The organism is Enterobacter cloacae complex sp. IR5403 (assembly GCF_049238705.1).
GTDB lineage: Bacteria > Pseudomonadota > Gammaproteobacteria > Enterobacterales > Enterobacteriaceae > Enterobacter > Enterobacter hormaechei_C.
Genome location: NZ_JBMKHP010000004.1, coordinates 208660 through 231717, shown reverse-complemented (window position 1 = coordinate 231717; position 23058 = coordinate 208660). Strand labels below are relative to the sequence as shown.

Annotated in this window: 29 protein-coding genes; 18 read left to right on the top strand and 11 right to left on the bottom strand. The window is 57.1% G+C overall.

Annotated features, from left to right (window positions below):
• Positions 1 to 6: 6 nt before the first annotated feature.
• On the bottom strand, positions 7 to 138 hold the full coding sequence (yqgB, locus tag ACOTW6_RS08270; protein WP_057979949.1) for an acid stress response protein YqgB: 132 nt from the start codon (positions 136 to 138) through the stop codon (positions 7 to 9).
• A gap of 94 nt (positions 139 to 232) precedes the next feature.
• Positions 233 to 373: a hypothetical protein gene (locus ACOTW6_RS08265; RefSeq protein WP_418251239.1), complete on the bottom strand. Its 141-nt coding sequence runs from the start codon at positions 371 to 373 to the stop codon at positions 233 to 235.
• A 425-nt stretch (positions 374 to 798) separates the two neighbouring features.
• Here ACOTW6_RS08265 and metK point away from each other — a divergent pair, with 425 nt between their 5' ends.
• The 8 genes from metK (at position 799) to ruvX (ending at position 7938) form a co-directional block, all read left to right on the top strand.
• Positions 799 to 1953, top strand: a complete 1155-nt coding sequence (gene metK / locus ACOTW6_RS08260) for a methionine adenosyltransferase (protein WP_003860037.1) — start codon at positions 799 to 801, stop codon at positions 1951 to 1953.
• A 416-nt stretch (positions 1954 to 2369) separates the two neighbouring features.
• Positions 2370 to 3767, top strand: a complete 1398-nt coding sequence (galP, locus tag ACOTW6_RS08255) for a galactose/proton symporter (RefSeq protein WP_193135395.1) — start codon at positions 2370 to 2372, stop codon at positions 3765 to 3767.
• Between the two features lie 58 nt (positions 3768 to 3825).
• Positions 3826 to 4323 (top strand): SprT family zinc-dependent metalloprotease, encoded by a 498-nt coding sequence (locus ACOTW6_RS08250; protein ID WP_017692693.1) that lies wholly within the window; start codon positions 3826 to 3828, stop codon positions 4321 to 4323.
• A 94-nt stretch (positions 4324 to 4417) separates the two neighbouring features.
• Positions 4418 to 5125, top strand: a complete 708-nt coding sequence (gene endA / locus ACOTW6_RS08245; protein ID WP_003860034.1) for a deoxyribonuclease I — start codon at positions 4418 to 4420, stop codon at positions 5123 to 5125.
• A 51-nt stretch (positions 5126 to 5176) separates the two neighbouring features.
• The gene (gene rsmE / locus ACOTW6_RS08240) at positions 5177 to 5908 is read left to right on the top strand and encodes a 16S rRNA (uracil(1498)-N(3))-methyltransferase (protein ID WP_017382923.1); all 732 of its coding nucleotides are present in this window, start codon (positions 5177 to 5179) and stop codon (positions 5906 to 5908) included.
• Positions 5909 to 5939: 31 nt separating this feature from the next.
• On the top strand, positions 5940 to 6887 hold the full coding sequence (gshB, locus tag ACOTW6_RS08235) for a glutathione synthase (RefSeq protein WP_015571835.1): 948 nt from the start codon (positions 5940 to 5942) through the stop codon (positions 6885 to 6887).
• Between the two features lie 74 nt (positions 6888 to 6961).
• Positions 6962 to 7522, top strand: coding sequence for a YqgE/AlgH family protein (locus ACOTW6_RS08230; protein ID WP_006811924.1), 561 nt, complete (start codon positions 6962 to 6964; stop codon positions 7520 to 7522).
• A complete protein-coding gene (gene ruvX / locus ACOTW6_RS08225; RefSeq protein WP_006811925.1) occupies positions 7522 to 7938 on the top strand; it encodes a Holliday junction resolvase RuvX in 417 nt (138 codons plus the stop codon). The genes ACOTW6_RS08230 and ruvX overlap by 1 nt, the downstream gene beginning before the upstream one ends.
• 10 nt (positions 7939 to 7948) lie before the next feature.
• On the opposite strand, the gene ACOTW6_RS08220 is transcribed toward ruvX, so the two are convergent.
• On the bottom strand, positions 7949 to 8929 hold the full coding sequence (locus ACOTW6_RS08220) for a type IV pilus twitching motility protein PilT (RefSeq protein ID WP_213788987.1): 981 nt from the start codon (positions 8927 to 8929) through the stop codon (positions 7949 to 7951).
• A gap of 17 nt (positions 8930 to 8946) precedes the next feature.
• Here ACOTW6_RS08220 and ACOTW6_RS08215 point away from each other — a divergent pair, with 17 nt between their 5' ends.
• Genes ACOTW6_RS08215 through ACOTW6_RS08190 form a run of 6 tightly spaced genes read left to right on the top strand, consistent with a single transcriptional unit; the run spans position 8947 to position 12686 of the window.
• Positions 8947 to 9648, top strand: coding sequence for a YggS family pyridoxal phosphate-dependent enzyme (locus ACOTW6_RS08215; RefSeq protein ID WP_213788986.1), 702 nt, complete (start codon positions 8947 to 8949; stop codon positions 9646 to 9648).
• Between the two features lie 21 nt (positions 9649 to 9669).
• The gene (locus ACOTW6_RS08210) at positions 9670 to 10236 is read left to right on the top strand and encodes a YggT family protein (RefSeq protein WP_015571838.1); all 567 of its coding nucleotides are present in this window, start codon (positions 9670 to 9672) and stop codon (positions 10234 to 10236) included.
• Positions 10233 to 10529, top strand: coding sequence for a DUF167 family protein YggU (gene yggU, locus ACOTW6_RS08205; RefSeq protein WP_062933226.1), 297 nt, complete (start codon positions 10233 to 10235; stop codon positions 10527 to 10529). Before ACOTW6_RS08210 ends, yggU begins: the two co-directional genes overlap by 4 nt.
• A 3-nt stretch (positions 10530 to 10532) precedes the next feature.
• The gene (locus tag ACOTW6_RS08200; protein WP_015571839.1) at positions 10533 to 11126 is read left to right on the top strand and encodes an XTP/dITP diphosphatase; all 594 of its coding nucleotides are present in this window, start codon (positions 10533 to 10535) and stop codon (positions 11124 to 11126) included.
• Positions 11119 to 12267, top strand: coding sequence for a radical SAM family heme chaperone HemW (hemW, locus tag ACOTW6_RS08195; protein WP_213788985.1), 1149 nt, complete (start codon positions 11119 to 11121; stop codon positions 12265 to 12267). The genes ACOTW6_RS08200 and hemW overlap by 8 nt, the downstream gene beginning before the upstream one ends.
• Positions 12268 to 12323: 56 nt before the next feature.
• Positions 12324 to 12686 (top strand): endonuclease domain-containing protein, encoded by a 363-nt coding sequence (locus ACOTW6_RS08190; RefSeq protein ID WP_213788984.1) that lies wholly within the window; start codon positions 12324 to 12326, stop codon positions 12684 to 12686.
• A gap of 205 nt (positions 12687 to 12891) precedes the next feature.
• Here the strand turns inward: ACOTW6_RS08190 and ACOTW6_RS08185 are convergent, their stop codons facing one another.
• The 3 genes from ACOTW6_RS08185 to trmB are packed head-to-tail and all read right to left on the bottom strand — an operon-like array spanning position 12892 to position 14711.
• A complete protein-coding gene (locus tag ACOTW6_RS08185; RefSeq protein ID WP_003862419.1) occupies positions 12892 to 13608 on the bottom strand; it encodes a DUF2884 domain-containing protein in 717 nt (238 codons plus the stop codon).
• Positions 13609 to 13665: 57 nt separating this feature from the next.
• Complete coding sequence (locus ACOTW6_RS08180; protein ID WP_003862421.1) at positions 13666 to 13992, bottom strand: YggL family protein; 327 nt, start codon at positions 13990 to 13992, stop codon at positions 13666 to 13668.
• The gene (gene trmB / locus ACOTW6_RS08175) at positions 13992 to 14711 is read right to left on the bottom strand and encodes a tRNA (guanosine(46)-N7)-methyltransferase TrmB (protein WP_015571843.1); all 720 of its coding nucleotides are present in this window, start codon (positions 14709 to 14711) and stop codon (positions 13992 to 13994) included. The genes ACOTW6_RS08180 and trmB overlap by 1 nt, the downstream gene beginning before the upstream one ends.
• Before the next feature lie 144 nt (positions 14712 to 14855).
• Here trmB and mutY point away from each other — a divergent pair, with 144 nt between their 5' ends.
• The 4 genes from mutY (at position 14856) to ACOTW6_RS08155 (ending at position 18950) form a co-directional block, all read left to right on the top strand.
• Positions 14856 to 15908, top strand: coding sequence for an A/G-specific adenine glycosylase (gene mutY / locus ACOTW6_RS08170; RefSeq protein WP_213788983.1), 1053 nt, complete (start codon positions 14856 to 14858; stop codon positions 15906 to 15908).
• Positions 15909 to 15934: 26 nt separating this feature from the next.
• Positions 15935 to 16207 carry an oxidative damage protection protein gene (locus ACOTW6_RS08165; RefSeq protein ID WP_003862425.1) on the top strand — a complete coding sequence of 91 codons (273 nt, stop codon included), beginning with the start codon at positions 15935 to 15937 and terminating at the stop codon, positions 16205 to 16207.
• Positions 16208 to 16331: 124 nt separating this feature from the next.
• Positions 16332 to 17408, top strand: coding sequence for a membrane-bound lytic murein transglycosylase MltC (mltC, locus tag ACOTW6_RS08160; protein ID WP_003862427.1), 1077 nt, complete (start codon positions 16332 to 16334; stop codon positions 17406 to 17408).
• Positions 17409 to 17693: 285 nt separating this feature from the next.
• Positions 17694 to 18950 carry a nucleoside permease gene (locus ACOTW6_RS08155; RefSeq protein ID WP_015571846.1) on the top strand — a complete coding sequence of 419 codons (1257 nt, stop codon included), beginning with the start codon at positions 17694 to 17696 and terminating at the stop codon, positions 18948 to 18950.
• Between the two features lie 79 nt (positions 18951 to 19029).
• Here the strand turns inward: ACOTW6_RS08155 and citG are convergent, their stop codons facing one another.
• The 5 genes from citG to citD are packed head-to-tail and all read right to left on the bottom strand — an operon-like array spanning position 19030 to position 23046.
• Positions 19030 to 19833, bottom strand: coding sequence for a triphosphoribosyl-dephospho-CoA synthase CitG (gene citG / locus ACOTW6_RS08150; RefSeq protein WP_121478585.1), 804 nt, complete (start codon positions 19831 to 19833; stop codon positions 19030 to 19032).
• Positions 19811 to 20350: a citrate lyase holo-[acyl-carrier protein] synthase gene (gene citX, locus ACOTW6_RS08145; protein ID WP_213788982.1), complete on the bottom strand. Its 540-nt coding sequence runs from the start codon at positions 20348 to 20350 to the stop codon at positions 19811 to 19813. Before citX ends, citG begins: the two co-directional genes overlap by 23 nt.
• Positions 20347 to 21870 carry a citrate lyase subunit alpha gene (gene citF / locus ACOTW6_RS08140; protein ID WP_213788981.1) on the bottom strand — a complete coding sequence of 508 codons (1524 nt, stop codon included), beginning with the start codon at positions 21868 to 21870 and terminating at the stop codon, positions 20347 to 20349. The genes citX and citF overlap by 4 nt, the downstream gene beginning before the upstream one ends.
• A 10-nt stretch (positions 21871 to 21880) precedes the next feature.
• On the bottom strand, positions 21881 to 22756 hold the full coding sequence (gene citE, locus ACOTW6_RS08135; protein ID WP_045349722.1) for a citrate (pro-3S)-lyase subunit beta: 876 nt from the start codon (positions 22754 to 22756) through the stop codon (positions 21881 to 21883).
• Positions 22753 to 23046: a citrate lyase acyl carrier protein gene (gene citD / locus ACOTW6_RS08130; RefSeq protein ID WP_017382935.1), complete on the bottom strand. Its 294-nt coding sequence runs from the start codon at positions 23044 to 23046 to the stop codon at positions 22753 to 22755. The genes citE and citD overlap by 4 nt, the downstream gene beginning before the upstream one ends.
• Positions 23047 to 23058: the final 12 nt, after the last annotated feature.

Sequence of the window (23058 nt, the reverse complement as noted above, 5' to 3'; positions counted from 1 at the left end):
CGAACCTCAACTCTTTGTATTAAGTGTAAAACAGTTGACTACTATCGCAGCGTTATACGGCGATAACAACCCATTAACGGCTCCATTTCCCAGCAGAGTATGCTGAAATCCAGACCGTGCGACCGGTTTCTTATTCATATCATTGTAAAACACGTATCCGAACTCTGTATGACAAGGTTCGGCGAAACCACGAGAAAACTCCTGTATTAACAAGAGCGCCCTTGTTCAGTTTTCACAAAGCGTGACCGGCTCTGGAATCCTGAGAAGCACCGAGATGGGTATAACATCGGCAGGTGTTTAGACCAGAAGTGCGGGTGGGAATCAAATGCGCGCCAGAACGGCTGCGCTGAATGAGCGGAAAACAATGGTTCATTATCTGGTATCACCTCCACGGCCGCCTCTGCTGAAACGGACCACAAGCCAAAGCTAAAAGTTCACTGCTTAACCCGGCTGGAAGTGGCGACACGATGTGTTCATCGAGCGCTTATTTTATATGAGCCGCGCGCCGCGTTTTATACCGAGAAGGTCGCTAAAAAGCAAAACAAAAATGCGCAGGTTGCCAGCGTCGTCAGGAAAAATTTCCAGCCGTGTTTTCAACGCAGTGAGAGGTGAGTCAAAAAAAACTGGAAATCGGGTGAAGAAGTGACCTAAAATAGACGTCCAGATGTTAATCCATCCATACCGATTAACACTCAGACTGCCAGTGTCAAAATCCTGTAGGCCTTGGTAGAATTATCTCCTATGGCTATTCCACACAGCAGCTTGAGCTAACCAAATTCCTCTTAGGTGAAATAAAACATGGCAAAACACCTGTTTACGTCCGAGTCCGTATCAGAAGGACATCCTGATAAAATTGCTGACCAAATCTCCGATGCGGTGCTGGATGCGATCCTCGCGCAGGATCCAAAGGCGCGCGTAGCGTGTGAAACCTATGTCAAAACCGGCATGGTTCTGGTTGGCGGTGAGATCACCACCAGCGCATGGGTTGATATCGAAGAGATCACCCGTAACACGGTGCGTGAGATCGGCTATGTACATTCTGATATGGGCTTTGATGCCAACTCCTGCGCCGTACTGAGCGCGATTGGCAAACAGTCTCCGGACATCAACCAGGGCGTTGACCGTGCCGATCCGCTGGAACAGGGCGCGGGTGACCAGGGCCTGATGTTCGGCTACGCAACCAACGAAACCGACGTGCTGATGCCAGCGCCGGTGACCTACGCCCACCGCCTGGTGCAGCGTCAGGCTGAAGTACGTAAAAACGGCACCCTGCCGTGGCTGCGTCCGGATGCGAAAAGCCAGGTGACCTTCCAGTATGACGACGGGAAAATCGTCGGTATCGATGCAGTGGTTCTTTCCACGCAGCATGCTGAAGAGATTGACCAGAAATCCCTGCAAGAAGCGGTGATGGAAGAGATCATCAAGCCGGTTCTGCCAACTGAATGGCTGAGCTCTGCGACCAAATTCTTCATCAACCCAACCGGACGCTTTGTTATCGGCGGCCCAATGGGTGACTGCGGTCTGACCGGTCGTAAAATCATCGTAGATACCTACGGCGGCATGGCACGTCACGGCGGCGGCGCATTCTCCGGTAAAGATCCGTCTAAAGTTGACCGTTCTGCGGCGTACGCTGCACGTTATGTAGCGAAAAACATCGTTGCTGCCGGTCTGGCTGACCGCTGTGAGATCCAGGTTTCCTACGCCATCGGCGTGGCTGAGCCAACCTCCATCATGGTGGAAACCTTCGGTACTGAAAAAGTGCCTTCTGAACAGTTGACCCTGCTGGTGCGTGAGTTCTTCGACCTGCGTCCATACGGTCTGATTCAGATGCTGGATCTGCTGCACCCAATCTACCAGGAAACCGCAGCGTACGGTCACTTTGGTCGCGAACATTTCCCATGGGAAAAAACCGACAAAGCCGCTCTGCTGCGTGATGCTGCCGGTCTGAAGTAATCGACTGCCAGTAGCTTAAACAGGCCAGCCTTTGTGCTGGCCTTTTTTATGTCGGGTGGCGGCTATGCCTTACCCGACCTACGGGTCGTGAGTTTTTGTAGGCCGGATAAGGCACAGCCGCCACCCGGCAATGTTTGGAACCGTTTACACCTCACTCTCTATACCCCGCTTTCAGAATATTCTCTTTGCATGATCGCATTTCTTCTGCTGTTACATTCCCTTTCAGTTAAGTCTGAAATTTGTGCAAACGCGATGCACATCAATTAATTTACCTCTATATTTTCAAAGCTTTAATTATTTTTACGGTTGCAAACCAGTGTAACCGATTACACCGTTGTGATTTGACTCACATATTTTTATGAGCCGCTCACCTACTCTTAATATCGTAAAAACTGATAACCCAACTGGAGGGCATAATGCCTGACAATAATAAACAGGGGCGTACGTCCAATAAGGCAATGACGTTCTTCGTCTGCTTCCTCGCCGCTCTGGCAGGATTACTCTTTGGCCTGGATATTGGCGTAATTGCCGGTGCATTACCTTTCATCACCGATGAGTTCCAGATTAGCGCACACACTCAGGAATGGGTGGTTAGCTCCATGATGTTCGGTGCCGCCGTCGGCGCGGTCGGCAGCGGCTGGCTCTCCTTTAAGCTCGGGCGTAAAAAGAGCCTGATGATCGGCGCGATCCTGTTCGTTGCCGGCTCACTGTTCTCTGCGGCTGCGCCTAACGTTGAAGTGCTGATCATCTCCCGCGTGCTGCTCGGTCTGGCAGTGGGCGTGGCGTCTTATACTGCCCCGCTGTACCTGTCTGAGATCGCTCCGGAAAAAATCCGCGGCAGCATGATTTCCATGTATCAGCTGATGATCACCATCGGGATTCTGGGGGCTTATCTCTCGGATACCGCATTCAGCTACAGCGGCGCATGGCGCTGGATGCTGGGCGTCATCATCATTCCTGCCGTCCTGCTGCTGATTGGCGTCTTCTTCCTGCCGGACAGTCCGCGCTGGTTTGCCGCTAAACGCCGCTTCCATGATGCCGAACGCGTGCTCTTACGCCTGCGTGATACCAGCGCCGAAGCCAAAAACGAGCTGGAAGAGATCCGCGAAAGCCTGAAGGTCAAACAGTCCGGCTGGGCGCTGTTCAAAGAGAACAGCAACTTCCGCCGCGCGGTGTTCCTCGGTGTGCTGTTACAGATCATGCAACAGTTCACCGGGATGAACGTCATCATGTATTACGCGCCGAAAATCTTCGAACTGGCGGGCTACACCAACACCACCGAGCAGATGTGGGGCACCGTGATCGTCGGCCTGACCAACGTGCTGGCGACCTTTATCGCTATCGGTCTGGTGGACCGCTGGGGACGTAAGCCCACGCTGACGCTGGGCTTCCTGGTGATGGCCGTCGGGATGGGCGTGCTGGGTACCATGATGCACATGGGCATTCACTCTCCAACGGCACAGTACTTCGCCGTGGCGATGCTGCTGATGTTTATCATTGGGTTTGCGATGAGCGCCGGTCCGCTGATTTGGGTGCTGTGCTCTGAGATCCAGCCGCTGAAAGGGCGTGATTTTGGCATCACCTGCTCTACCGCGACCAACTGGATTGCCAACATGATCGTCGGCGCAACGTTCCTGACCATGCTCAATACCCTGGGTAACGCCAATACCTTCTGGGTCTACGCCGGTCTGAACCTGTTCTTTATTGTTCTCACTATCTGGCTGGTTCCTGAAACCAAACATGTTTCACTGGAACACATTGAACGTAACCTGATGAAAGGTCGTCCTCTGCGCGAAATCGGCGCACACGACTGATCCTCCTGCGGGAGGCGCCTCTTGCGCCTCCCCGCTTCCCGCTTTATGCTCTGCCCCTATGAAAGCTCCCCGTCTCCCCATCGCCATTCAGCAAGCCGTCATGCGCAGCCTGCGGGAAAAACTCGCCCAGGCCAACCTGAAGCTCGGCCGCAATTATCCTGAACCGAAGCTGGTCTATCAGCAGCGTGGCACTGCGGCAGGCACCGCCTGGCTGGAAGCCTACGAGATCCGCCTGAATCCGGTACTGATGATGGAAAACCAGCAGGCGTTTATCGACGAAGTCGTCCCGCACGAACTGGCGCACCTGCTGGTGTGGAAGCACTTTGGCCGCGTCGCGCCGCACGGCAAAGAGTGGAAATGGATGATGGAGGCGGTGCTCGGGGTTCCGGCCCGCCGCACTCATCAGTTCGAGCTGGAATCGGTGCGCCGCAATACCTTCCCCTACCGCTGCCAGTGTCAGCAGCACCAGCTTACCGTCCGCCGTCACAACCGTGTGGTGCGCGGCGAGGCCACCTACCGCTGCGTAAAGTGCGGCGAACCGCTGGTTGCGGAATAATCACGCGAACTTTCAGGAACTTTCCTGATCTGACTGATTGCATACGGGAACAACATTCGTTACGTTGCGGGCTCGTTTTGACACGGAGTGTAAGATGTCCCGTAATGTTTCTCTCGCGGTCGCTTTTCTGGCGACAGCGCTCTCCGGCCATGCTCTGGCCGACGGTATTCACAGTTTCTCTCAGGCAAAAACCGCGGGCGTAAAGATTAACGCCGACGTACCGGGTGATTTCTACTGCGGCTGTAAAATTAACTGGCAGGGTAAAAAAGGGGTCGTGGATCTGGGATCCTGCGGCTATAAGGTGCGCAAGAACGAGAACCGCGCCAGCCGAATCGAATGGGAACACGTTGTTCCGGCCTGGCAGTTTGGTCACCAGCGCCAGTGCTGGCAGGACGGTGGACGTAAAAATTGCGCAAAAGATCCGGTCTACCGCCAGATGGAAAGCGATATGCACAACCTGCAACCCGCCGTGGGTGAGGTCAATGGCGACCGCGGAAACTTCATGTACAGCCAGTGGAACGGTGGCGAAGGCCAGTACGGTCAGTGCGCCATGAAGGTCGATTTCAAAGAGAAAGTCGCCGAACCGCCTGCCCGCGCACGCGGCAGCATCGCCCGCACTTACTTCTATATGCGCGACCGCTACGATCTCAACCTTTCCCGCCAGCAGACGCAGCTCTTCAATGCCTGGGACAAGCTCTACCCGGTGACAGACTGGGAATGCCAGCGCGACGAACGTATCGCCAAAGTCCAGGGGAATCATAACCCTTACGTCCAGCGGGCTTGCCAGGCGCAAAAGAGCTAACCTACACTACGGCAATTCGCTTATATCGCATGACACATGGAATTTCTGACTATGCGCATCCCTCGCATCTATCACCCTGAACTGATTACCCCAGGCGGCGAAATCGCCCTGTCTGATGATGCCGCAAACCATGTAGGCCGCGTGCTGCGCATGGGGGCAGGCCAGGCGATTCAGCTCTTTGACGGCTCTAATCAGGTTTTCGACGCTGAAATTACGCGCGCCGATAAAAAAAGCGTGCACGTGAAGGTGCTGCGTGGCGACGTGGACGACCGGGAATCCCCGCTGCACATTCACCTGGGCCAGGTGATGTCGCGTGGGGAAAAGATGGAGTTCACCATTCAGAAATCCATTGAACTGGGTGTAAGCCTCATTACGCCACTTTTTTCTGAGCGCTGCGGCGTTAAACTGGATGCGGAACGTCTGAACAAAAAGATCCAGCAGTGGCAAAAAATTGCCATTGCGGCCTGCGAACAGAGCGGCCGCAACCGTATCCCGGAGATCCGCCCGGCGATGGATCTGGAGGACTGGTGTGCAGAAGAGGAGAGCGGGCTTAAGCTCAATCTTCATCCGCGCGCCAGCGCCAGCATCAATACGCTGCCGCTGCCCGTTGAGCGTGTACGCCTGCTGATTGGCCCGGAAGGCGGCCTGTCGGCTGACGAAATTGCCATGACGGCGCGTTACCAGTTTACTGATATTCTGTTGGGACCTCGCGTTCTGCGCACTGAGACAACGGCACTCACCGCCATTACCGCGCTACAGGTGCGATTTGGCGATCTGGGTTGAAGCAAAGCCTGACCCATAACCGGAGAAGAAGATGATTAAGCTCGGCATCGTGATGGACCCCATCGCAAACATTAACATCAAGAAAGACTCCAGCTTCGCTATGCTGCTGGAAGCGCAGCGTCGCGGCTATGAACTCCACTATATGGAGATGAACGATCTTTACCTGATCAACGGTGAAGCCCGCGCACGCACCCGCATCGTTAACGTCGAGCAGAACTACGAAAAATGGTACGAATTCGGTACCGAGCAGGATATTGCCCTGGCCGACCTTAACGTGATCCTGATGCGTAAAGATCCACCGTTCGACACCGAATACATTTACGCCACCTATATCCTTGAGCGTGCTGAAGAGAAAGGAACGCTGATCGTCAATAAGCCGCAGAGCCTGCGCGACTGCAACGAGAAGCTCTATACCGCATGGTTCTCTGACCTGACGCCGGAAACGCTCGTCACCCGCAGCAAAACGCAGCTGAAAGAATTCTGGCAGAAGCACGGCGACATCATCATGAAGCCGCTGGACGGCATGGGCGGCGCGTCGATCTTCCGCGTGAAAGAGGGCGATCCAAACATTGGCGTGATTGCCGAAACGCTGACCGAGCTGGGAACCCGCTACTGCATGGCGCAGAACTATCTGCCGGCCATTAAAGACGGCGACAAGCGTGTGCTGGTCGTGGACGGCGAGCCGGTGCCTTACTGCCTGGCGCGTATCCCGCAGGGAGGGGAAACCCGTGGCAACCTGGCGGCTGGCGGCCGTGGCGAACCGCGTCCGTTAAGCGAAAGCGACTGGGAAATTGCCCGCCGCGTCGGCCCTACGCTGAAAGCCAAAGGCCTGATCTTCGTCGGCCTCGATATCATCGGCGATCGCCTGACCGAAGTGAACGTCACCAGCCCGACCTGCATTCGTGAAATCGAAGCGGAATTCCCGATCTCGATCACCGGAATGCTGATGGACGCTATCGAAAAACGTTTACAGAAATAACCTGTGACAGCGCCTGTGTTTATCCCCATACTGGGCGCTGTCGCTTTTTAAACCAGGAAACAGTACCTCTGACAATGAATTTACAGCATCACTTTCTTATTGCCATGCCTGCTCTCCAGGATCCGATTTTCCGCCGCTCCGTGGTCTATATCTGCGAATACAACGAAGACGGCGCGATGGGGATTATCATCAATAAGCCGCTGGAAAACCTCCAGGTGGAAGGCATTCTGGACAAGCTGAAAATCCCTGCTGAAGCGCGGCTGCCGGAAATCCGTCTCGATAAACCGGTGATGCTCGGCGGCCCGCTTGCAGAAGATCGTGGCTTTATCCTGCATACCCCGCCGGTTTTCTCGTCCAGCATTCGTATCTCCGATAACACCGTCGTCACCACCTCTCGCGATGTGCTTGAAACGCTGGGCACTGCCAGTCAGCCTTCTGAGGTGCTGGTTGCGCTCGGCTACGCCTCCTGGGAAAAAGGGCAGTTGGAACAAGAAATTCTGGACAACGCCTGGCTGACAGCCCCTGCGGATATGAATATCCTGTTTAAAACCCCTATCGCCGATCGCTGGCGTGACGCGGCAAAACTGATTGGCATTGATATTCTGACCATGCCTGGCGTTGCGGGGCACGCGTAATGAGCGGCACCCTTCTCGCCTTCGACTTCGGCACCAAAAGCATCGGCGTCGCTGTGGGTCAACGGATCACCGGCACCGCTCGCCCGCTCACGGCGCTGAAAGCTAACGACGGCACGCCGGACTGGAACCTTATTGAGCGCTTGCTCAAAGAGTGGCAACCGGACGACGTGATTGTCGGCCTGCCGCTAAACATGGACGGCACCGAGCAGCCGCTTACCGCCCGCGCGCGCAAGTTCGCGAACAAAATCCATGGCCGCTTTGGCGTCTCCGTTAAGCTGCACGATGAACGTTTAAGCACCGTCGAGGCACGCGCTGGCCTGTTCGAGCACGGTGGCTTCCGGGCGCTGAACAAAGGCAGCGTGGATTCCGCTTCAGCCGTCATTATCCTCGAAAGCTATTTCGAACAGGGTTACTGAGCGCCGGGGCCTACAGCCGCCCCTGCGCCCGTCGCTCCGCCAGACTCTGCTCAAAGTTCTGCATTCCCGCCTGCTGCCCCGTTTGAATAATGCCCGGCAGTTGCCAGGTTTTGCCTTCGCGGATCAGGTTGGCCGCCGCCGACGTATTCACCAGCAGCTCATACAGCGCCACGCGCCCGCCCTGGACATCCTGACGTAGCTTCTGCGCCAGGACCGCACGCAGGCTTCCCGCCAGCTGATTACGCACCGGATCTTTCTCCTGCGCCGGAAAGGTATCGACCAGGCGCTCAATCGCCTGCGCCGCGCCGCGCGTATGCAGCGTGGCTAACACCAGATGGCCGGTTTCCGCCGCCGTCAGCGCCAGGCGTATCGTCTCGCTGTCGCGCAGCTCACCAAGCAGAATCACATCCGGATCTTCACGCAGCGCGCTGCGTAGCGCCTCGGCAAAGGACGGGCTGTGCTGGCCTATCTCCCGCTGCTGGATCAGGCAACGTTCGCTCTCGTACATAAACTCCACCGGATCTTCCAGGGTCAGAATATGCCCGTCTGTCTGATGATTGAGGAAATCGACCATCGCGGCCAGGGTGGTCGATTTTCCGCTGCCGGTGGCGCCGGTGACCAAAATCAGGCCATTGTCATTAGACAGCAGTTCCGGGATCGCTCGCGGCACACCTAACGCAGAGAGCTGCGGGCACGTCAGCGGCAACAGCCGCAGCGCAATCGAAACGCCGTGCATATGCTTAAACGCACTGCCGCGCAGCCGCTGACCGTCTGCGAGGGTAACGGCAAAATCCACCTGCCCGTTTGCCCACCATGCGCCCTGCTGTTCATCGTTGAGCCACGCTTTTAATAATGCCTCCACATCCGGGGGCGGAAACGGCGCAGGTTCAAGACGGCCTGACCTGCGCCAGCGCGGTGGCGAATCACTGCACAGGTGTAGATCGGAGACGTTATGCTTTACACTAAGGGCCACAATTTCTTCCACATCCATAGACTACTCCTCGGAAAATGAACGACATTGCGCATAACCTGGCACAGGTCCGGGACAAAATCTCAGCCGCGGCAACGCGTTGCGGCCGTGCTCCAGAAGAAATTACGTTGCTTGCAGTCAGCAAAACCAAGCCTGCGAGCGCCATCGCAGAAGCGATAGCCGCCGGTCATCGTGCCTTTGGCGAAAACTATGTGCAGGAAGGCGTGGATAAAATTCGCGCTTTCCGGGAACGGGGAAATACAGACCTGCAATGGCACTTTATCGGTCCGCTACAGTCGAACAAAAGCCGTCTGGTAGCAGAGCACTTTGACTGGTGCCACACGATCGATCGTCTGCGCATCGCCACCCGTCTTAGCGACCAGCGCCCTATGGATATGCCAGCGCTTAACGTGCTGATTCAAATCAACATCAGCGATGAAAACAGCAAGTCCGGCATTACGCTGGGCGAACTGGATGCGCTGGCGGCGGACGTGGCGGCGCTGCCGCGTTTAACCCTGCGCGGGCTGATGGCTATCCCGGCGCCAGAGTCAAGTTATGAAAGGCAGTTTGCCGTGGCACAGCAAATGGCTGTAGCATTTGAGGCGCTTAAGGCGCGCTATGACACGGTAGACACGCTTTCTCTGGGCATGTCGGACGATATGGAAGCCGCCATCGCGGCAGGCAGCACCATGGTGCGCATCGGCACGGCAATTTTCGGTGCGCGCGATTACACCCAATAATAAGGAAACCTGAGGAACGCCATGAAGACGTTGACTTTCCTGCTTTCAACGGTCATTGAACTGTATACGATGGCGCTGCTGTTGCGCGTCTGGATGCAGTGGGCCCGTTGTGATTTTTACAATCCATTCTCACAATTTATCGTGAAAATCACGCAGCCCGTTGTGGGGCCGCTTCGCCGCGTCATTCCGGCAATGGGGCCAATTGACAGTTCATCTCTGCTGATGGCGTTTATTCTGAGCGTTATCAAAGCGATCGTGCTGTTTATGGTCATCACTTTCCAGCCGATTATCTGGATTTCAGCCGTTCTGATCCTGGTTAAAACCGTCGGCTCGCTGATCTTCTGGGTCCTGCTGGTGATGGCGATCATGAGCTGGGTAAGCCGGGGCCGTAGCCCGGTGGAGTACGCGTTGATTCAGCTGACTGAACCGTTGCTGCGTCCGATTCGTAGCCTGCTGCCTGCAATGGGCGGAATCGACTTCTCCCCGATGCTTCTCGTTCTGCTGCTGTACGTGCTGAATATGGGTATCGCGGAACTGTTACAGGCGACGGGTAATATGCTGCTGCCGGGGCTGTGGATGGCGTTATGAGTGCAGTTAGCCCCTGCGCCGACGGGCTGGTTTTACGGCTGTACATTCAGCCGAAAGCCAGCCGCGACAGTATTGTTGGGCTGCATGGCGACGAGCTAAAAGTCGCCATCACTGCCCCGCCGGTTGACGGCCAGGCGAATGCGCATCTGACCAAATATCTGGCTAAACAGTTTCGCGTCGCTAAAAGCCAGGTCGTCATTGAGAAAGGTGAACTTGGCCGGCATAAACAGGTAAAAATCCTTAACCCGCAATCTATCCCGACGGAAGTCGCGGCTCTGACAGAACAGGACTAGACCATGCAGAAAGTTGTTCTCGCCACCGGTAACGCCGGTAAAGTGCGCGAGCTGGCCTCGCTATTAAATGATTTTGGGCTGGACGTGGTCGCTCAGACCGAGCTGGGCGTGGACTCCGCCGAAGAGACCGGCCTGACGTTTATCGAAAACGCCATTCTGAAAGCGCGCCATGCGGCGCAGATCACCGGACTGCCCGCGATAGCCGATGACTCCGGTCTGGCCGTAGATTTTCTGGGCGGTGCGCCGGGGATTTACTCCGCCCGCTATTCCGGGGTGGACGCCACCGACCAGCAGAATCTGGAAAAGCTGCTTGTGGCCCTGAAAGACGTCCCTGACGAACAGCGTACCGCGCAGTTCCACTGCGTGCTGGTCTACATGCGTCACGCGGAAGATCCCACGCCGATTGTCTGTCACGGCAGCTGGCCGGGCGTGATCACCCGTGAAGCGGCGGGCAACGGCGGCTTTGGTTACGACCCGATTTTCTTTGTCCCGACCGAGGGAAAAACCGCTGCGGAACTCACCCGCGAAGAGAAAAGCGCGATCTCCCACCGTGGACGCGCCCTGAAACTGTTACTGGAAGCACTGCGTAATGGCTAATTTGCCGCCTCTGAGTCTTTATATTCACATCCCATGGTGCGTGCAGAAATGCCCGTACTGCGATTTCAACTCGCACGCGCTGAAGGGCGAAGTGCCGCACGATGATTACGTCGCGCATCTGCTGGCCGATCTGGATGCTGATGTACCGTACGCACAGGGACGTGAAGTGAAGACCATTTTTATTGGTGGCGGTACGCCGAGCCTGCTGTCAGGCCCGGCGATGCAGACGCTGCTGGACGGCGTGCGTGCGCGCCTGAACCTGGCAGCGGACGCTGAAATTACGATGGAAGCCAACCCCGGCACCGTTGAGGCCGATCGTTTTGTCGAGTATCAACGCGCGGGCGTGAACCGTATCTCTATCGGCGTGCAGAGCTTTAGCGAGCCAAAGCTGAAGCGTCTGGGGCGTATCCACGGCCCGGAAGAAGCAAAGCGCGCGGCAAACCTGGCAACCGGGCTTGGGCTGCGCAGCTTTAACCTCGACCTGATGCACGGCCTGCCGGATCAGTCGCTCGAAGAAGCACTGGACGATTTGCGTCAGGCGATTGAACTGAACCCGCCGCATCTGTCGTGGTATCAGCTGACCATTGAGCCGAACACCCTGTTTGGCTCGCGCCCGCCGGTGCTGCCGGACGACGACGCGCTGTGGGATATCTTCGAGCAGGGCCACCAGCTTTTGACCGCAGCGGGGTATCAGCAATATGAAACGTCGGCGTATGCGAAGCCGGGCTATCAGTGTCAGCACAATCTGAACTACTGGCGTTTTGGTGATTATCTGGGAATTGGCTGCGGCGCACATGGCAAAGTGACCTTCCCGGACGGACGCATTCTGCGTACCGCTAAAACGCGTCACCCGCGCGGGTATATGGAAGGCCGCTATCTGGAGCGTCAGCACGACGTCGAGGCGGCGGATAAGCCGTTTGAGTTCTTTATGAACCGCTTCCGTCTGCTGGAAGCCGCCCCGCGCGCGGAGTTTGCGCTCTACACCGGGTTGTCGGAGTCGGTGATTCGTCCGCAGATTGACGAGGCGCTGGCGCAAGGGTATCTGACCGAGTGTGATGAGTCCTGGCAGATCACCGAGCAAGGCAAGCTGTTCTTAAACTCCCTTCTTGAGCTGTTCCTCGCTGAAAATCCTGAAGGCTGATTCAGGATTTTACATCCCGTTCTGCTGGCTGAAGGAAAGGCTGGCAGAGTGTGGGGATGGAAATTACTTGTTCTTATGCAAAACAGCTCAGACGCGAGCTGACACAGGAAGAAAGACGGCTTTGGTATTTACTGCGCAGCCGCCGTTTCGAAAATTATAAATTTCGCCGACAGCACCCGGTAGGTCACTACATTCTGGATTTCGCCTGTTGCGCGGCTCGGCTGGCCGTTGAGCTGGATGGCGGACAACATGATGAAAATCAGGAATACGATCGACAAAGGACATTGTGGTTAAACCATAAGGGCTGGCACGTTATTCGATTCTGGAACAACGAACTCTGGAATAACGAAGAGGCGGTGTTAGAAAGGATCCTTGAAACGCTGCAAGCGCTGCAACCCTCACCCCGGCCCTCTCCCTGAAAGGGAGAGGGGGCAAACCACCCCCCTCGCCCCTTTAGGAAAAGGGTTAATGTGAGGGCGCAAACTATTCCCTCGCCCCGTTGGGGAAAGGGTGAAAGTGAGGGGGCAAACCATTCCCTCGCCCCTGAGGGAAAGGGTTAAAGTGAGGGAGCAAACTATTCCCTCGCCCCTTTGGGGAGAGGGTTAGGGTGAGGGGCGAAGTGCATTACTTCAACGTCCCCACCAGCGCCTTCCGGCTGTCTTCCAGAGACACCACGCGTTTACACACGTCTTTGCCGAACTGCTGGAAATCGGCTTCCTGATTCTTCCACTCGTTCTGAATCGAGGTTTGCAGTCCGCCCAGGCTACCCAGTACACCCTGCAACGGATTACCGCCGCCCTTCAGCACCGCTTTGGCGCCCATCTCGTTGATGCTGTCCTGGAGAATGCCGCCCATCGCCTGGTTCACCAGCTGCTGACCGTCGGCACGCACCTGATCGATCGCCTTATAGTGGAACGTCAGGCCATCAGAGCGCGTCTCGATAATACGGTTCATCTGCTCTTTCAGCTGTTTATCCAGCTTTGTCAGGCGGGTGCGCATATTGCTGCTCTCCCCCACCTCTTTGGTGATGATTTTATCCAGCGCCACGCGGCTCTTTTCAACGCGGGTCAGCGCGCCATCGTTGATCCAGGGCAGCGCGGTACGCAACTCGGCCTGGTAGTCCATCGCCTGCTCGCGCTGGGCGGCCGTCAGGTTTTGCGGTTTGCCGTTAAAGGTCACGTTGCCATCCGGCGTAATCACCAGATTGCCATTCTCGCCCTTAACCTGCACGGTTTGCGGACTCAGCACCACGTCATCACGCGGGGTGACGCTACATTTATACTCCGCATGGGCGGTGGATCCGATTGCCAGTAAAGCAACAGCCAGCAACGTTTTGCGCATCTTAAACACTCCCTCAGACAAAATGGGCCAGCTAATGCTGGCCCCGTTCTTGCTTTATTAGTCCCACCAAACGTCGAAAAGTTCGCTAACGCGGACATCTTCCAGTTTGTGGTCTTCAAGCCATTTGCGTACCAGCGCCTGATGCTCTTCGGTGCATTTCCCCACTTCCTGGGTGCAAATCAGACCTTCCCACGCCAGATAGCCGCTACCGTCGAAGGCCAGCTTGTTTGGTTCGATCACCTCGTTGATGAACGCATCAACGTCCTGATCGATCTGCTCAACGCTGGTGCCTTCCGGGAAACGCCAGGCAACGGAGAAACCCACTTCCTGGAATTCTTCGATGTGCATCTTTTTACGCAGACGACGGCTACGATTCTTTGCCATTATTTCACCCTCTCGAACATTAAGTCCCATACGCCGTGACCAAGACGATGGCCACGCTGTTCAAATTTTGTCACCGGACGTGAATCCGGACGCGGTACGTAGTCGTTGCTTTCAGACTGATTTTTATACCCGTCCAGCGACGACATCACTTCCAGCATATGTTCCGCATAAGGTTCCCAGTCGGTCGCCATGTGGAAGACGCCGCCCAGCTTAAGCTTGCTTTTCACCAGCTCGGCAAACGGTGCCTGAACGATACGGCGTTTATTATGACGCGCTTTGTGCCATGGGTCAGGGAAAAAGAGCTGAACCATGTTCAAAGAATTGTCAGGAATCATTTTGTGCAGCACTTCCACCGCGTCGTGACACATAACGCGCAGGTTCTCAACGCCCTCTTCGTGGGCCGTTGCCAGGCACGCACCGACGCCCGGCGAGTGTACTTCAATACCGAGGAAGTTCTGCTCCGGGCGCGCTTTCGCCATAGTCACCAGCGAGGTGCCCATGCCAAAACCAATCTCCAGCGTCACTGGCGCGTCGCGGCCAAACAGGTCGGTGAAGTCGAGCGGCTGCTCGCTGAACTCAACGCCCATCACCGGCCAGTAGTTGTCCAGCGCGTGTTGCTGCCCTTTTGTCAGGCGCCCCTGACGGCGGACAAAGCTGCGAATACGGCGCAGCGGGCGACCGTTTTCATCAAATTCCGGTGAAATGACGTCGTTTTTCATAAAAGAGTTGTCTGCTTGTGAGAGTGTTCGGGAAACGGGCATTATCCAAAGTTAAGGCTTCTATGCAAGCATGGGAAAGATCCGGTTTACAGCAGATTGACGCTGTGCTGCAATCTGCGTCCCTGATTAAGCGAATCGATGACCATGCAAGCCTCTCAATTTTCAGCCCAGGTGCTGGACTGGTACGACAAATACGGGCGTAAAACCCTGCCCTGGCAAATTGAAAAGACGCCGTACAAAGTATGGCTCTCCGAGGTGATGTTGCAACAAACGCAGGTCGCGACGGTCATTCCTTACTTCGAGCGTTTTATGGCGCGCTTCCCGACAATCACCGATCTGGCCAACGCGCCGCTGGACGAGGTACTGCACCTGTGGACAGGCCTCGGCTATTACGCCCGCGCGCGCAACCTGCACAAAGCCGCACAGCAGGTCGCCACCCGCCACAACGGTAAATTCCCGGAAACCTTTGACGAAGTGGCCGATTTACCCGGCGTCGGACGTTCAACCGCAGGCGCCATTCTCTCCCTGTCCTTAGGCAAACATTTCCCGATCCTCGACGGCAACGTCAAGCGCGTGCTCGCGCGCTGCTATGCCGTTGACGGCTGGCCGGGGAAGAAGGACGTAGAAAAACGCCTGTGGGAGATCAGCGACGCGGTCACTCCGGCGAAAGGCGTCGAGCGTTTTAACCAGGCAATGATGGATCTCGGCGCGATGGTCTGCACGCGCTCCAAACCGAAATGCGAACTCTGCCCGGTGAACAACCTCTGCGTGGCGTATGCCAACCATTCGTGGGCGCAGTATCCAGGTAAAAAACCCAGGCAGACGCTGCCGGAGCGTACCGGCTATATGCTGCTGATGCAGCATGGCGACGAGGTGTTTCTCGCTCAGCGCCCGCCGAGTGGCCTGTGGGGTGGTCTATACTGCTTCCCACAGTTTGAGGATGAAGCCTCACTTCGGGCATGGCTTGAACAGCGCGGCATTGCGGCCGATACCCTGACGCAACTCAACGCGTTCCGTCATACCTTCAGCCATTTTCATCTGGACATTGTGCCGATGTGGCTTCCCGTGTCCTCATTCACGTCGTGCATGGATGAAGGCACCGCTCTCTGGTATAACTTAGCGCAACCGCCATCAGTCGGGCTGGCGGCTCCCGTGGAGCGCCTGTTACAGCAATTACGTGTCGGTGCAATGGTTTAGCATCGGCAAGACAAAGAGGAATGAGTATGGCCAGAACCATTTTTTGTACTTTCCTACAGCGCGACGCTGAAGGCCAGGATTTCCAGCTCTACCCGGGCGATCTGGGTAAGCGCATTTACAACGAGATCTCCAAAGAAGCCTGGGGACAGTGGCAGAAGAAGCAGACCATGCTGATCAACGAGAAAAAGCTCAGCATGATGAACCCGGAACACCGCAAACTGCTGGAGCAGGAGATGGTGAACTTCCTGTTCGAGGGTAAAGACGTCCACATCGAAGGCTATACGCCACCGGAAAAATAATACTCTGCGGCTGCTGCCCGGCGGCGCTGCGCTTGCACGGGCCTACGGTTTTGTAGGCCGGGTAAGCGCAGCGCCACCCGGCAACAGCAACCCCAAAGCAAACACAACACGCACTCCCGGAATGATGAAAAAACTTTTAGCGCTAGCCCTTGTTGCGCCGTTGCTTGTGTCTTGTTCTTCCAAAAAAGGCGATGAATACAACGAAGCCTGGGTCAAGGACACCAACGGTTTTGACATTTTGATGGGGCAGTTTGCCCACAACATCGAGAACATATGGGGATTTAACGAAGTTCTTATTGCCGGACCGAAGGACTACGTTAAGTACACCGACGCCTATCAGACCCGTAGCCACATCAACTTCGATGACGGTACGATTACGGTTGAAACCATCGCGGGGACTGAACCTGCGGCGCATTTACGTCAGGCCATCATCAAAACCCTGCTGATGGGCGACGATCCGGGGTCTATCGACCTCTACTCTGATGCCGATGACATCACCATCTCCAAAGAGCCATTCCTGTATGGCCAGGTCGTTGACCAGACCGGTCAGCCGATCCGCTGGGAAGGCCGCGCCACGAAATTCGCCGACTACCTGCTGCAAACGCGCCTGAAAAGCCGCACCAACGGCCTGAAAGTGATCTACAGCGTCACGATCAACCTGGTGCCGAACCACCTCGACAAGCGTGCGCATAAGTATCTGGGCATGGTGCGTCAGGCGTCGCGTAAGTATGGCGTGGATGAGTCGCTGATCCTGGCGATTATGCAGACCGAGTCCTCGTTCAACCCCTACGCGGTAAGCCGTTCCGACGCCCTGGGGCTGATGCAGGTTGTGCAGCACAGCGCCGGTAAAGACGTGTTCCGCGCGCAGGGGAAATCCGGCACGCCGAGCCGCAGCTACCTGTTCGATCCGCAAAGCAACATTGATACCGGTACGGCCTACCTGGCGATGCTGAACAATGTCTACCTGGGCGGGATTGATAACCCAACCTCACGCCGCTATGCGGTGATCACCGCCTATAACGGTGGCGCGGGCAGCGTGCTGCGCGTCTTCTCAAATGACAAAGTGCAGGCCGCGAACATCATCAACAGCATGGCGCCGGGGGATGTGTACGCTACCCTCACCACCCGCCACCCGTCTGCGGAATCCCGCCGCTATCTGTATAAGGTGAATACGGCGCAGAAGAACTATCGTCGCCGCTAAAACCGACATTCCCCTCACCCTGCCCTCTCCCCAAAGGGGAGAGGGTGTTCAAGTTCCCTCTCCCCGTGGGAGAGGGCCAGGGTGAGGGCATCAGGCCGCCCCCATCTCCCCCACCCATACGAAAATGCTATTTGCATCACAATCCAGACTGCAAATTAATGTGGATTGCATTTTTTTGCGGGAGGTAACAAAACATATCGTTGCCAACTGATAGAATTGCATCAAATAACAACCCTGAATGTTCCCAAAACAACATATCTCCCGCTCACTTGTGAGGAAAGTAACATGAACCTTAAGCTGCAGCTTAAAATCTTGTCGTTTCTGCAGTTCTGCCTGTGGGGTAGCTGGCTGACTACACTCGGCTCCTATATGTTTGTGACGCTCAAGTTCGATGGTGCGTCGATCGGTGCCGTTTACAGCTCGCTGGGTATTGCGGCTGTCTTCATGCCAACGCTGCTCGGTATCGTGGCGGATAAATGGCTAAGCGCGAAATGGCTGTATATGCTTTGCCACCTGGTGGGTGCGGGGACGCTGTTTATGGCGGCCGAAGTGACCACGCCGGGGGCGATGTTCATGGTGATCCTGCTTAACTCGCTGGCCTATATGCCAACGCTTGGCCTGATCAACACCATCTCCTACTATCGCCTGAAATCTGCCGGTCTGGATATCGTCACCGACTTCCCGCCAATCCGTATCTGGGGCACCATCGGCTTTATCATGGCGATGTGGGGCGTGAGCTTCGCGGGCTTCGAGCTGAGCCATATGCAGCTCTACATCGGCGCAGCGCTCTCCGTGCTGCTGGCGCTGTTCACCCTGACGCTGCCCACCATTCCGGTGTCTAACCAGCAGAAAAACCAGAGCTGGAGCACCATGCTTGGCCTGGACGCCTTCGCGCTGTTCAAAAACAAGCGCATGGCGATCTTCTTTATCTTCTCCATGCTGCTGGGCGCGGAACTGCAAATCACCAACATGTTCGGTAATACCTTCCTGCACAGCTTCGATAACGATCCGCTGTTTGCCGGGAGCTTTATCGTCGAACACGCGTCGGTGATGATGTCCATCTCGCAGATCTCCGAGACGCTGTTCATCCTGACCATCCCGTTCTTCCTGAGCCGCTACGGTATCAAGAACGTCATGCTGATCAGTATCGCCGCCTGGATGTTGCGCTTCGGTCTGTTCGCCTATGGCGACCCAAGCGCGTTCGGCACCGTGCTGCTGGTTCTGTCGATGATTGTTTACGGCTGTGCCTTCGACTTCTTCAACATCTCCGGCTCGGTGTTTGTGGAAAAAGAGGTGAAGCCTGAAATCCGCGCCAGTGCGCAGGGCATGTTCCTGATGATGACCAACGGCTTCGGCTGTATTCTGGGCGGCGTGGTGAGCGGCAAAGTGGTTGAGATGTACACCACCAACGGCATCACCAACTGGCAGCCAGTATGGCTGATCTTCGCCGGGTACTCGCTGGTGCTGTTCTTCGCGTTCATCGCGCTGTTCAAGTACAAGCACGTGCGCGAACCGCACGGTGCGCAGCCGATCGCGCATTGATTGTTGTGCCCGGTGGCGCTGCGCTTACCGGGCCTGGAAAACCAGATCGTAGGCTGGGTAAGGCGTAGCCGCCACCCGGCTATTTTATAGCAGACAGCACCCACCCCACCGACAGCAAATCTGCGCTGCCGCCCGGGCTCAGATTGCGTTCAATCAATGCTTTATCCATCTTCAGCAACGCCTCGCAGTCCCAGCCGTTAGCCAGCAGTTCCCGCGCGTAGCCCTGAACGTAGCGCAGCCCTTCAGTGCCGCCGCGCGAAACGAGATTACTGTCCTGATTTACCGCCATCAGGCGCAACAGCAGGCCGTGAAGCGACTGACCGTTCCACGCATCCAAAGCCTTACGCACCGTGGCAAAGCCGCTTTCCGCCTCGCCGCGCGCGCCGGTTAAACCGTACAGCTGAAACTGCCGCTCCCCCGCCGTTGCCTGCCCGCTGCGCCCGGCCAGCTCCCGCGCCACCAGCCCACGACAGATGTTACTTACCTCACCACAGAGGCTATCCACAGAGATATTTTTCACACGCCCGGCGGCGAAGCAGAGCAAACCGAGGGCAAAAATACCGCCCTTGTGGGTATTTACCCCGCCTGTGGCGGCGTACATTGCCTGCTCGCAGGCCATTCCCATTGGGCGGAGAATCCGCAACTGCCGATCGGCAGGTTTGGCCGCATGTGCTTCACCCAGTTCCGCAAACCGGGCAAACCACGGCGTAATCGCCATAATGCTGCGGACAAACAAGGCATGGTCCATATCGCGATGGGAGCCGTTATTGAGCCGGTCCACCAGCCCCGGTTTTGGCGTCAGCTCCAGCTCCTGCCACAGCGCCTCTGCGGCAAGCGCAGGCACGTCAACCGGGCGCGGTTCAGCCGCGAGCAAACCAGTCATCGATCATCTTCTCTACGCGGGAAACCACCTGCTCAACGGGATGGTGCCGCGAACGGGAACAGGCATGAGCGGGCTCGTCACAGATCAGGCAGCGTCTGAGATTCGCCCCCAGCGACTGACGCCCGACGTGGCCGTGCTGAGGGCAGATCACATCCAGATCCCACAGCCTGCCGAGCGGGTGCGTCTGCTCCAGTTCTGCACAGTGCGCTTTAATTTCCGCCGCCGGATGGGCGACGCACCACAAGGCTTCAGCTCCGGTGGGTAGCCACAGCACCCGGCGGTCCAGCACCTGCCAGCGGTTTTCCCACAGCAGCTGGTCGCACATTTGCAGCGCCACGCCCATGGTGTTGCGATAGCGAAGGCTGTCTTTGATTTCCCCGGGCGTAACCAGCGTGAGGGAGATCACCGGTTGTTGATAGTGCTCAAGCATGTCAGCCTGGCGCGCTGCGCGGCGCTCTTTCGCCGCCAGCAGTTCGTCCAGGCTGACACCCCTCCGCACGGGTGTCGCAATCGTCACACTTCCTCCTTTACCTGTCGTACGGTGTCGATCACGCTGCCGTCACGGTAGCGGATCACCCCGACGATTTTGTCTGTGAACTCAATCGGTTTCGGTACGCCTGTCAACGAAATCGCTCGCTCATACAGCGCGTTGATATCTACAACCTTCAGCCCTGCTTCCATGAGTCGTTCGCGGATCTCCGGGCGCGCCGGGTTGACCGCGATGCCGTGATCGGTTACCAGCACGTCAATGCTCTCCCCCGGCGTGAGGCGGGTGGTAACGCGCTTCACCACCGTCGGGATGCGGCTTCGCAGCAGCGGCGCGACCACAATGGTCAGGTTGGCTGCCGCCGCCACGTCGCAATGTCCGCCGGATGCGCCGCGCATCACGCCGTCGGATCCGGTGATGACATTGACGTTAAAGTCGACGTCGATTTCCAGGGCGCTGAGGATCACCACGTCGAGCTGGTCGCAGCTTGCCGCCTTGCTGCCGGGGTTGGCGTAGACGTTGGTGGAGATCTCCACGTGGTTCGGGTTGCGCGCCAGCGAGGCCGCTGCCTGGCCGTCAAAGCACTGGGTGTCGAGCAGCGTTTCGATGAGCCCCTTCTCGTGCAGATCCACCAGGCTGCCGGTGATGCCGCCAAGGGCGAAGCGCGCCTTCACGCCGCTGCGCTCCATCTTCTCTTCCATAAAACGGGTGCAGGCGGTGGCCGCCGCGCCGGAGCCGGTCTGCATCGAGAAGCCTGGTTTGAAATAGCCTGAGTATTCAATCACGTCCGCCGCATAGCGGGCGATCATCAGCTCGCGCGGGTTGCTGGTGACGCGCGCCGCGCCGACGCTGATTTTCGCCGGGTCGCCCACGCTCTCCACCTGCACGATGTAGTCCACCTGATCCTGCACCAGGCTGGCGGGCATATTCGGAAACGGCACCAGTTCTTCCGTAAGCAGCACCACCTTACGGGCAAAGTGCGCATCCACCATGGCGTAGCCCAGCGAACCGCAGCACGATTTGCCGTGCGTGCCGTTGGCGTTGCCAAACTCATCGCTGCACGGCACGCCAAGAAACGCCACGTCGATGTTCAGTTCGCCGTCCTGGAGCAGCTTCACGCGCCCGCCGTGGGAGTGAATTTGTACCGGCTCGTCCATCAGCCCGTGGGAGATGGCATCCGCCAGCCTGCCGCGCATGCCGGAGGTGTAAATCCGGGTGATGACGCCACTCTCGATATGTTCGATCAGCGCGTCATTGCAGGTCATCAGCGAGCTGGAAGCCAGGGTCAGATTTTTGAAGCCCATCCGCGCCAGCAGCGCCACGACGGTGTTGATCACCCGGTCGCCTTCGCGAAAGGCATGGTGGAAGGAGATGGTCATCCCGTCCTGCAAGCCGCAGCGCTTAACCGCCTCTTCAACAGAGGCGCAGAGCTTGCGGCTGTGCTTCGCCTCGCTGTCCGCCAGCCACGGCGTCGCGCTGTGGGCGGTATCAAAGGGTTTTAAGTCCCGCAGATGGGGGAAATTTACATGGAGAAGTTCTGTCTGATTCATTATGTCATCCTTACCGACGCACGCCGGAGGCCGCCGCGCGCTCCAGCACCACCTGCGCGTGGTTAATAATCGGTGCATCCACCATTTTGCCGTTGAGCGACACCACGCCCAGGCCGTTACGCTCGCCCTCTTCTGCCGCCTCAATCACCCTTTTGGCGTGATCCACCTCTTCCTGAGTCGGGGCGTAGGCGTTGTGCAGCAGGTCTATCTGGCGCGGGTTAATCAGCGATTTGCCGTTGAAGCCCATCTTGCGGATCAGGTCGACCTCGCGCAGGAACCCGGCTTCGTCGTTAACGTCTGACCACACCACGTCGAAGGCATCGATACCGGCGGCGCGGGCGGCGTGCAGCACGGCGCAGCGGGCGTAGAACAGCTCGGTGCCGTCGCCGCGCTCGGTCTGCATGTCCATCACGTAGTCAAAGGCGGCCAGCGCGATGCCGATCAGGCGCGGGGAGCTGCGGGCAATCGCCACGGCGTTGATGACGCCAATGGCCGATTCAATCGCCGCCATCACGCGGGTAGAACCCACCTCACGCCCGCACGCCTGCTCAATGCGCTCGAGGTGGCCTTCCAGCTCGTAGATGTCATCCGGGGTGTCGGTTTTCGGCAGGCGAATCACGTCCACGCCCGCGCGCACGGCGGCCTCCAGATCCAGCAGGCCAAACGGCGTGCTCAGCGGGTTAATGCGCACCACGGTTTCGATATCCTGATACATTGGGTGCTGCAACGCGTGGAACACCAGCATGCGTGCGGTGTCTTTCTCGCGCAGGGCCACGGCGTCCTCAAGGTCAAACATGATGGAGTCGGGGCGGTAAATAAAGGCGGTAGAGAGCATGGCGGCATTGGCGCCCGGCAGGAACAGCATACTGCGGCGGAGTTTACTCATTTCAGCGCCCCCCAGTTGATGGCCTGTTCATCTGCGGCACGCAGAAGCGCGCTTTGCAGGCGGGCGCGGATCACACAGTCCAGCGCCCCTTTGTCTTCAATAATGATTAATCCCTGGTGCACGTTCATGGCGCGCAATGTGTCGTTGACCACCTGGCGTATCTGCTCGCCAAACTGCTTAATCACTTCACTGTGGATGACAATCTCCAGCTCACCGTGAGCGGGGGCGATTTTCACCATCAGGTCGCTGGACTCCTGCGTTCCGGCCAGCGCCTCCCTTACAATATTCATGATAAATTCCTG

Coding starts and splice junctions, on each gene's coding strand:
- yqgB (WP_057979949.1), bottom strand. CDS start 138: ATGAATAAGAAACCGGTCGCACGGTCTGGATTTCAGCATACTCTGCTG.
- ACOTW6_RS08265 (WP_418251239.1), bottom strand. CDS start 373: ATGAACCATTGTTTTCCGCTCATTCAGCGCAGCCGTTCTGGCGCGCAT.
- metK (WP_003860037.1), top strand. CDS start 799: ATGGCAAAACACCTGTTTACGTCCGAGTCCGTATCAGAAGGACATCCT.
- galP (WP_193135395.1), top strand. CDS start 2,370: ATGCCTGACAATAATAAACAGGGGCGTACGTCCAATAAGGCAATGACG.
- ACOTW6_RS08250 (WP_017692693.1), top strand. CDS start 3,826: ATGAAAGCTCCCCGTCTCCCCATCGCCATTCAGCAAGCCGTCATGCGC.
- endA (WP_003860034.1), top strand. CDS start 4,418: ATGTCCCGTAATGTTTCTCTCGCGGTCGCTTTTCTGGCGACAGCGCTC.
- rsmE (WP_017382923.1), top strand. CDS start 5,177: ATGCGCATCCCTCGCATCTATCACCCTGAACTGATTACCCCAGGCGGC.
- gshB (WP_015571835.1), top strand. CDS start 5,940: ATGATTAAGCTCGGCATCGTGATGGACCCCATCGCAAACATTAACATC.
- ACOTW6_RS08230 (WP_006811924.1), top strand. CDS start 6,962: ATGAATTTACAGCATCACTTTCTTATTGCCATGCCTGCTCTCCAGGAT.
- ruvX (WP_006811925.1), top strand. CDS start 7,522: ATGAGCGGCACCCTTCTCGCCTTCGACTTCGGCACCAAAAGCATCGGC.
- ACOTW6_RS08220 (WP_213788987.1), bottom strand. CDS start 8,929: ATGGATGTGGAAGAAATTGTGGCCCTTAGTGTAAAGCATAACGTCTCC.
- ACOTW6_RS08215 (WP_213788986.1), top strand. CDS start 8,947: ATGAACGACATTGCGCATAACCTGGCACAGGTCCGGGACAAAATCTCA.
- ACOTW6_RS08210 (WP_015571838.1), top strand. CDS start 9,670: ATGAAGACGTTGACTTTCCTGCTTTCAACGGTCATTGAACTGTATACG.
- yggU (WP_062933226.1), top strand. CDS start 10,233: ATGAGTGCAGTTAGCCCCTGCGCCGACGGGCTGGTTTTACGGCTGTAC.
- ACOTW6_RS08200 (WP_015571839.1), top strand. CDS start 10,533: ATGCAGAAAGTTGTTCTCGCCACCGGTAACGCCGGTAAAGTGCGCGAG.
- hemW (WP_213788985.1), top strand. CDS start 11,119: ATGGCTAATTTGCCGCCTCTGAGTCTTTATATTCACATCCCATGGTGC.
- ACOTW6_RS08190 (WP_213788984.1), top strand. CDS start 12,324: ATGGAAATTACTTGTTCTTATGCAAAACAGCTCAGACGCGAGCTGACA.
- ACOTW6_RS08185 (WP_003862419.1), bottom strand. CDS start 13,608: ATGCGCAAAACGTTGCTGGCTGTTGCTTTACTGGCAATCGGATCCACC.
- ACOTW6_RS08180 (WP_003862421.1), bottom strand. CDS start 13,992: ATGGCAAAGAATCGTAGCCGTCGTCTGCGTAAAAAGATGCACATCGAA.
- trmB (WP_015571843.1), bottom strand. CDS start 14,711: ATGAAAAACGACGTCATTTCACCGGAATTTGATGAAAACGGTCGCCCG.
- mutY (WP_213788983.1), top strand. CDS start 14,856: ATGCAAGCCTCTCAATTTTCAGCCCAGGTGCTGGACTGGTACGACAAA.
- ACOTW6_RS08165 (WP_003862425.1), top strand. CDS start 15,935: ATGGCCAGAACCATTTTTTGTACTTTCCTACAGCGCGACGCTGAAGGC.
- mltC (WP_003862427.1), top strand. CDS start 16,332: ATGAAAAAACTTTTAGCGCTAGCCCTTGTTGCGCCGTTGCTTGTGTCT.
- ACOTW6_RS08155 (WP_015571846.1), top strand. CDS start 17,694: ATGAACCTTAAGCTGCAGCTTAAAATCTTGTCGTTTCTGCAGTTCTGC.
- citG (WP_121478585.1), bottom strand. CDS start 19,833: ATGACTGGTTTGCTCGCGGCTGAACCGCGCCCGGTTGACGTGCCTGCG.
- citF (WP_213788981.1), bottom strand. CDS start 21,870: ATGAATCAGACAGAACTTCTCCATGTAAATTTCCCCCATCTGCGGGAC.
- citE (WP_045349722.1), bottom strand. CDS start 22,756: ATGAGTAAACTCCGCCGCAGTATGCTGTTCCTGCCGGGCGCCAATGCC.
- citD (WP_017382935.1), bottom strand. CDS start 23,046: ATGAATATTGTAAGGGAGGCGCTGGCCGGAACGCAGGAGTCCAGCGAC.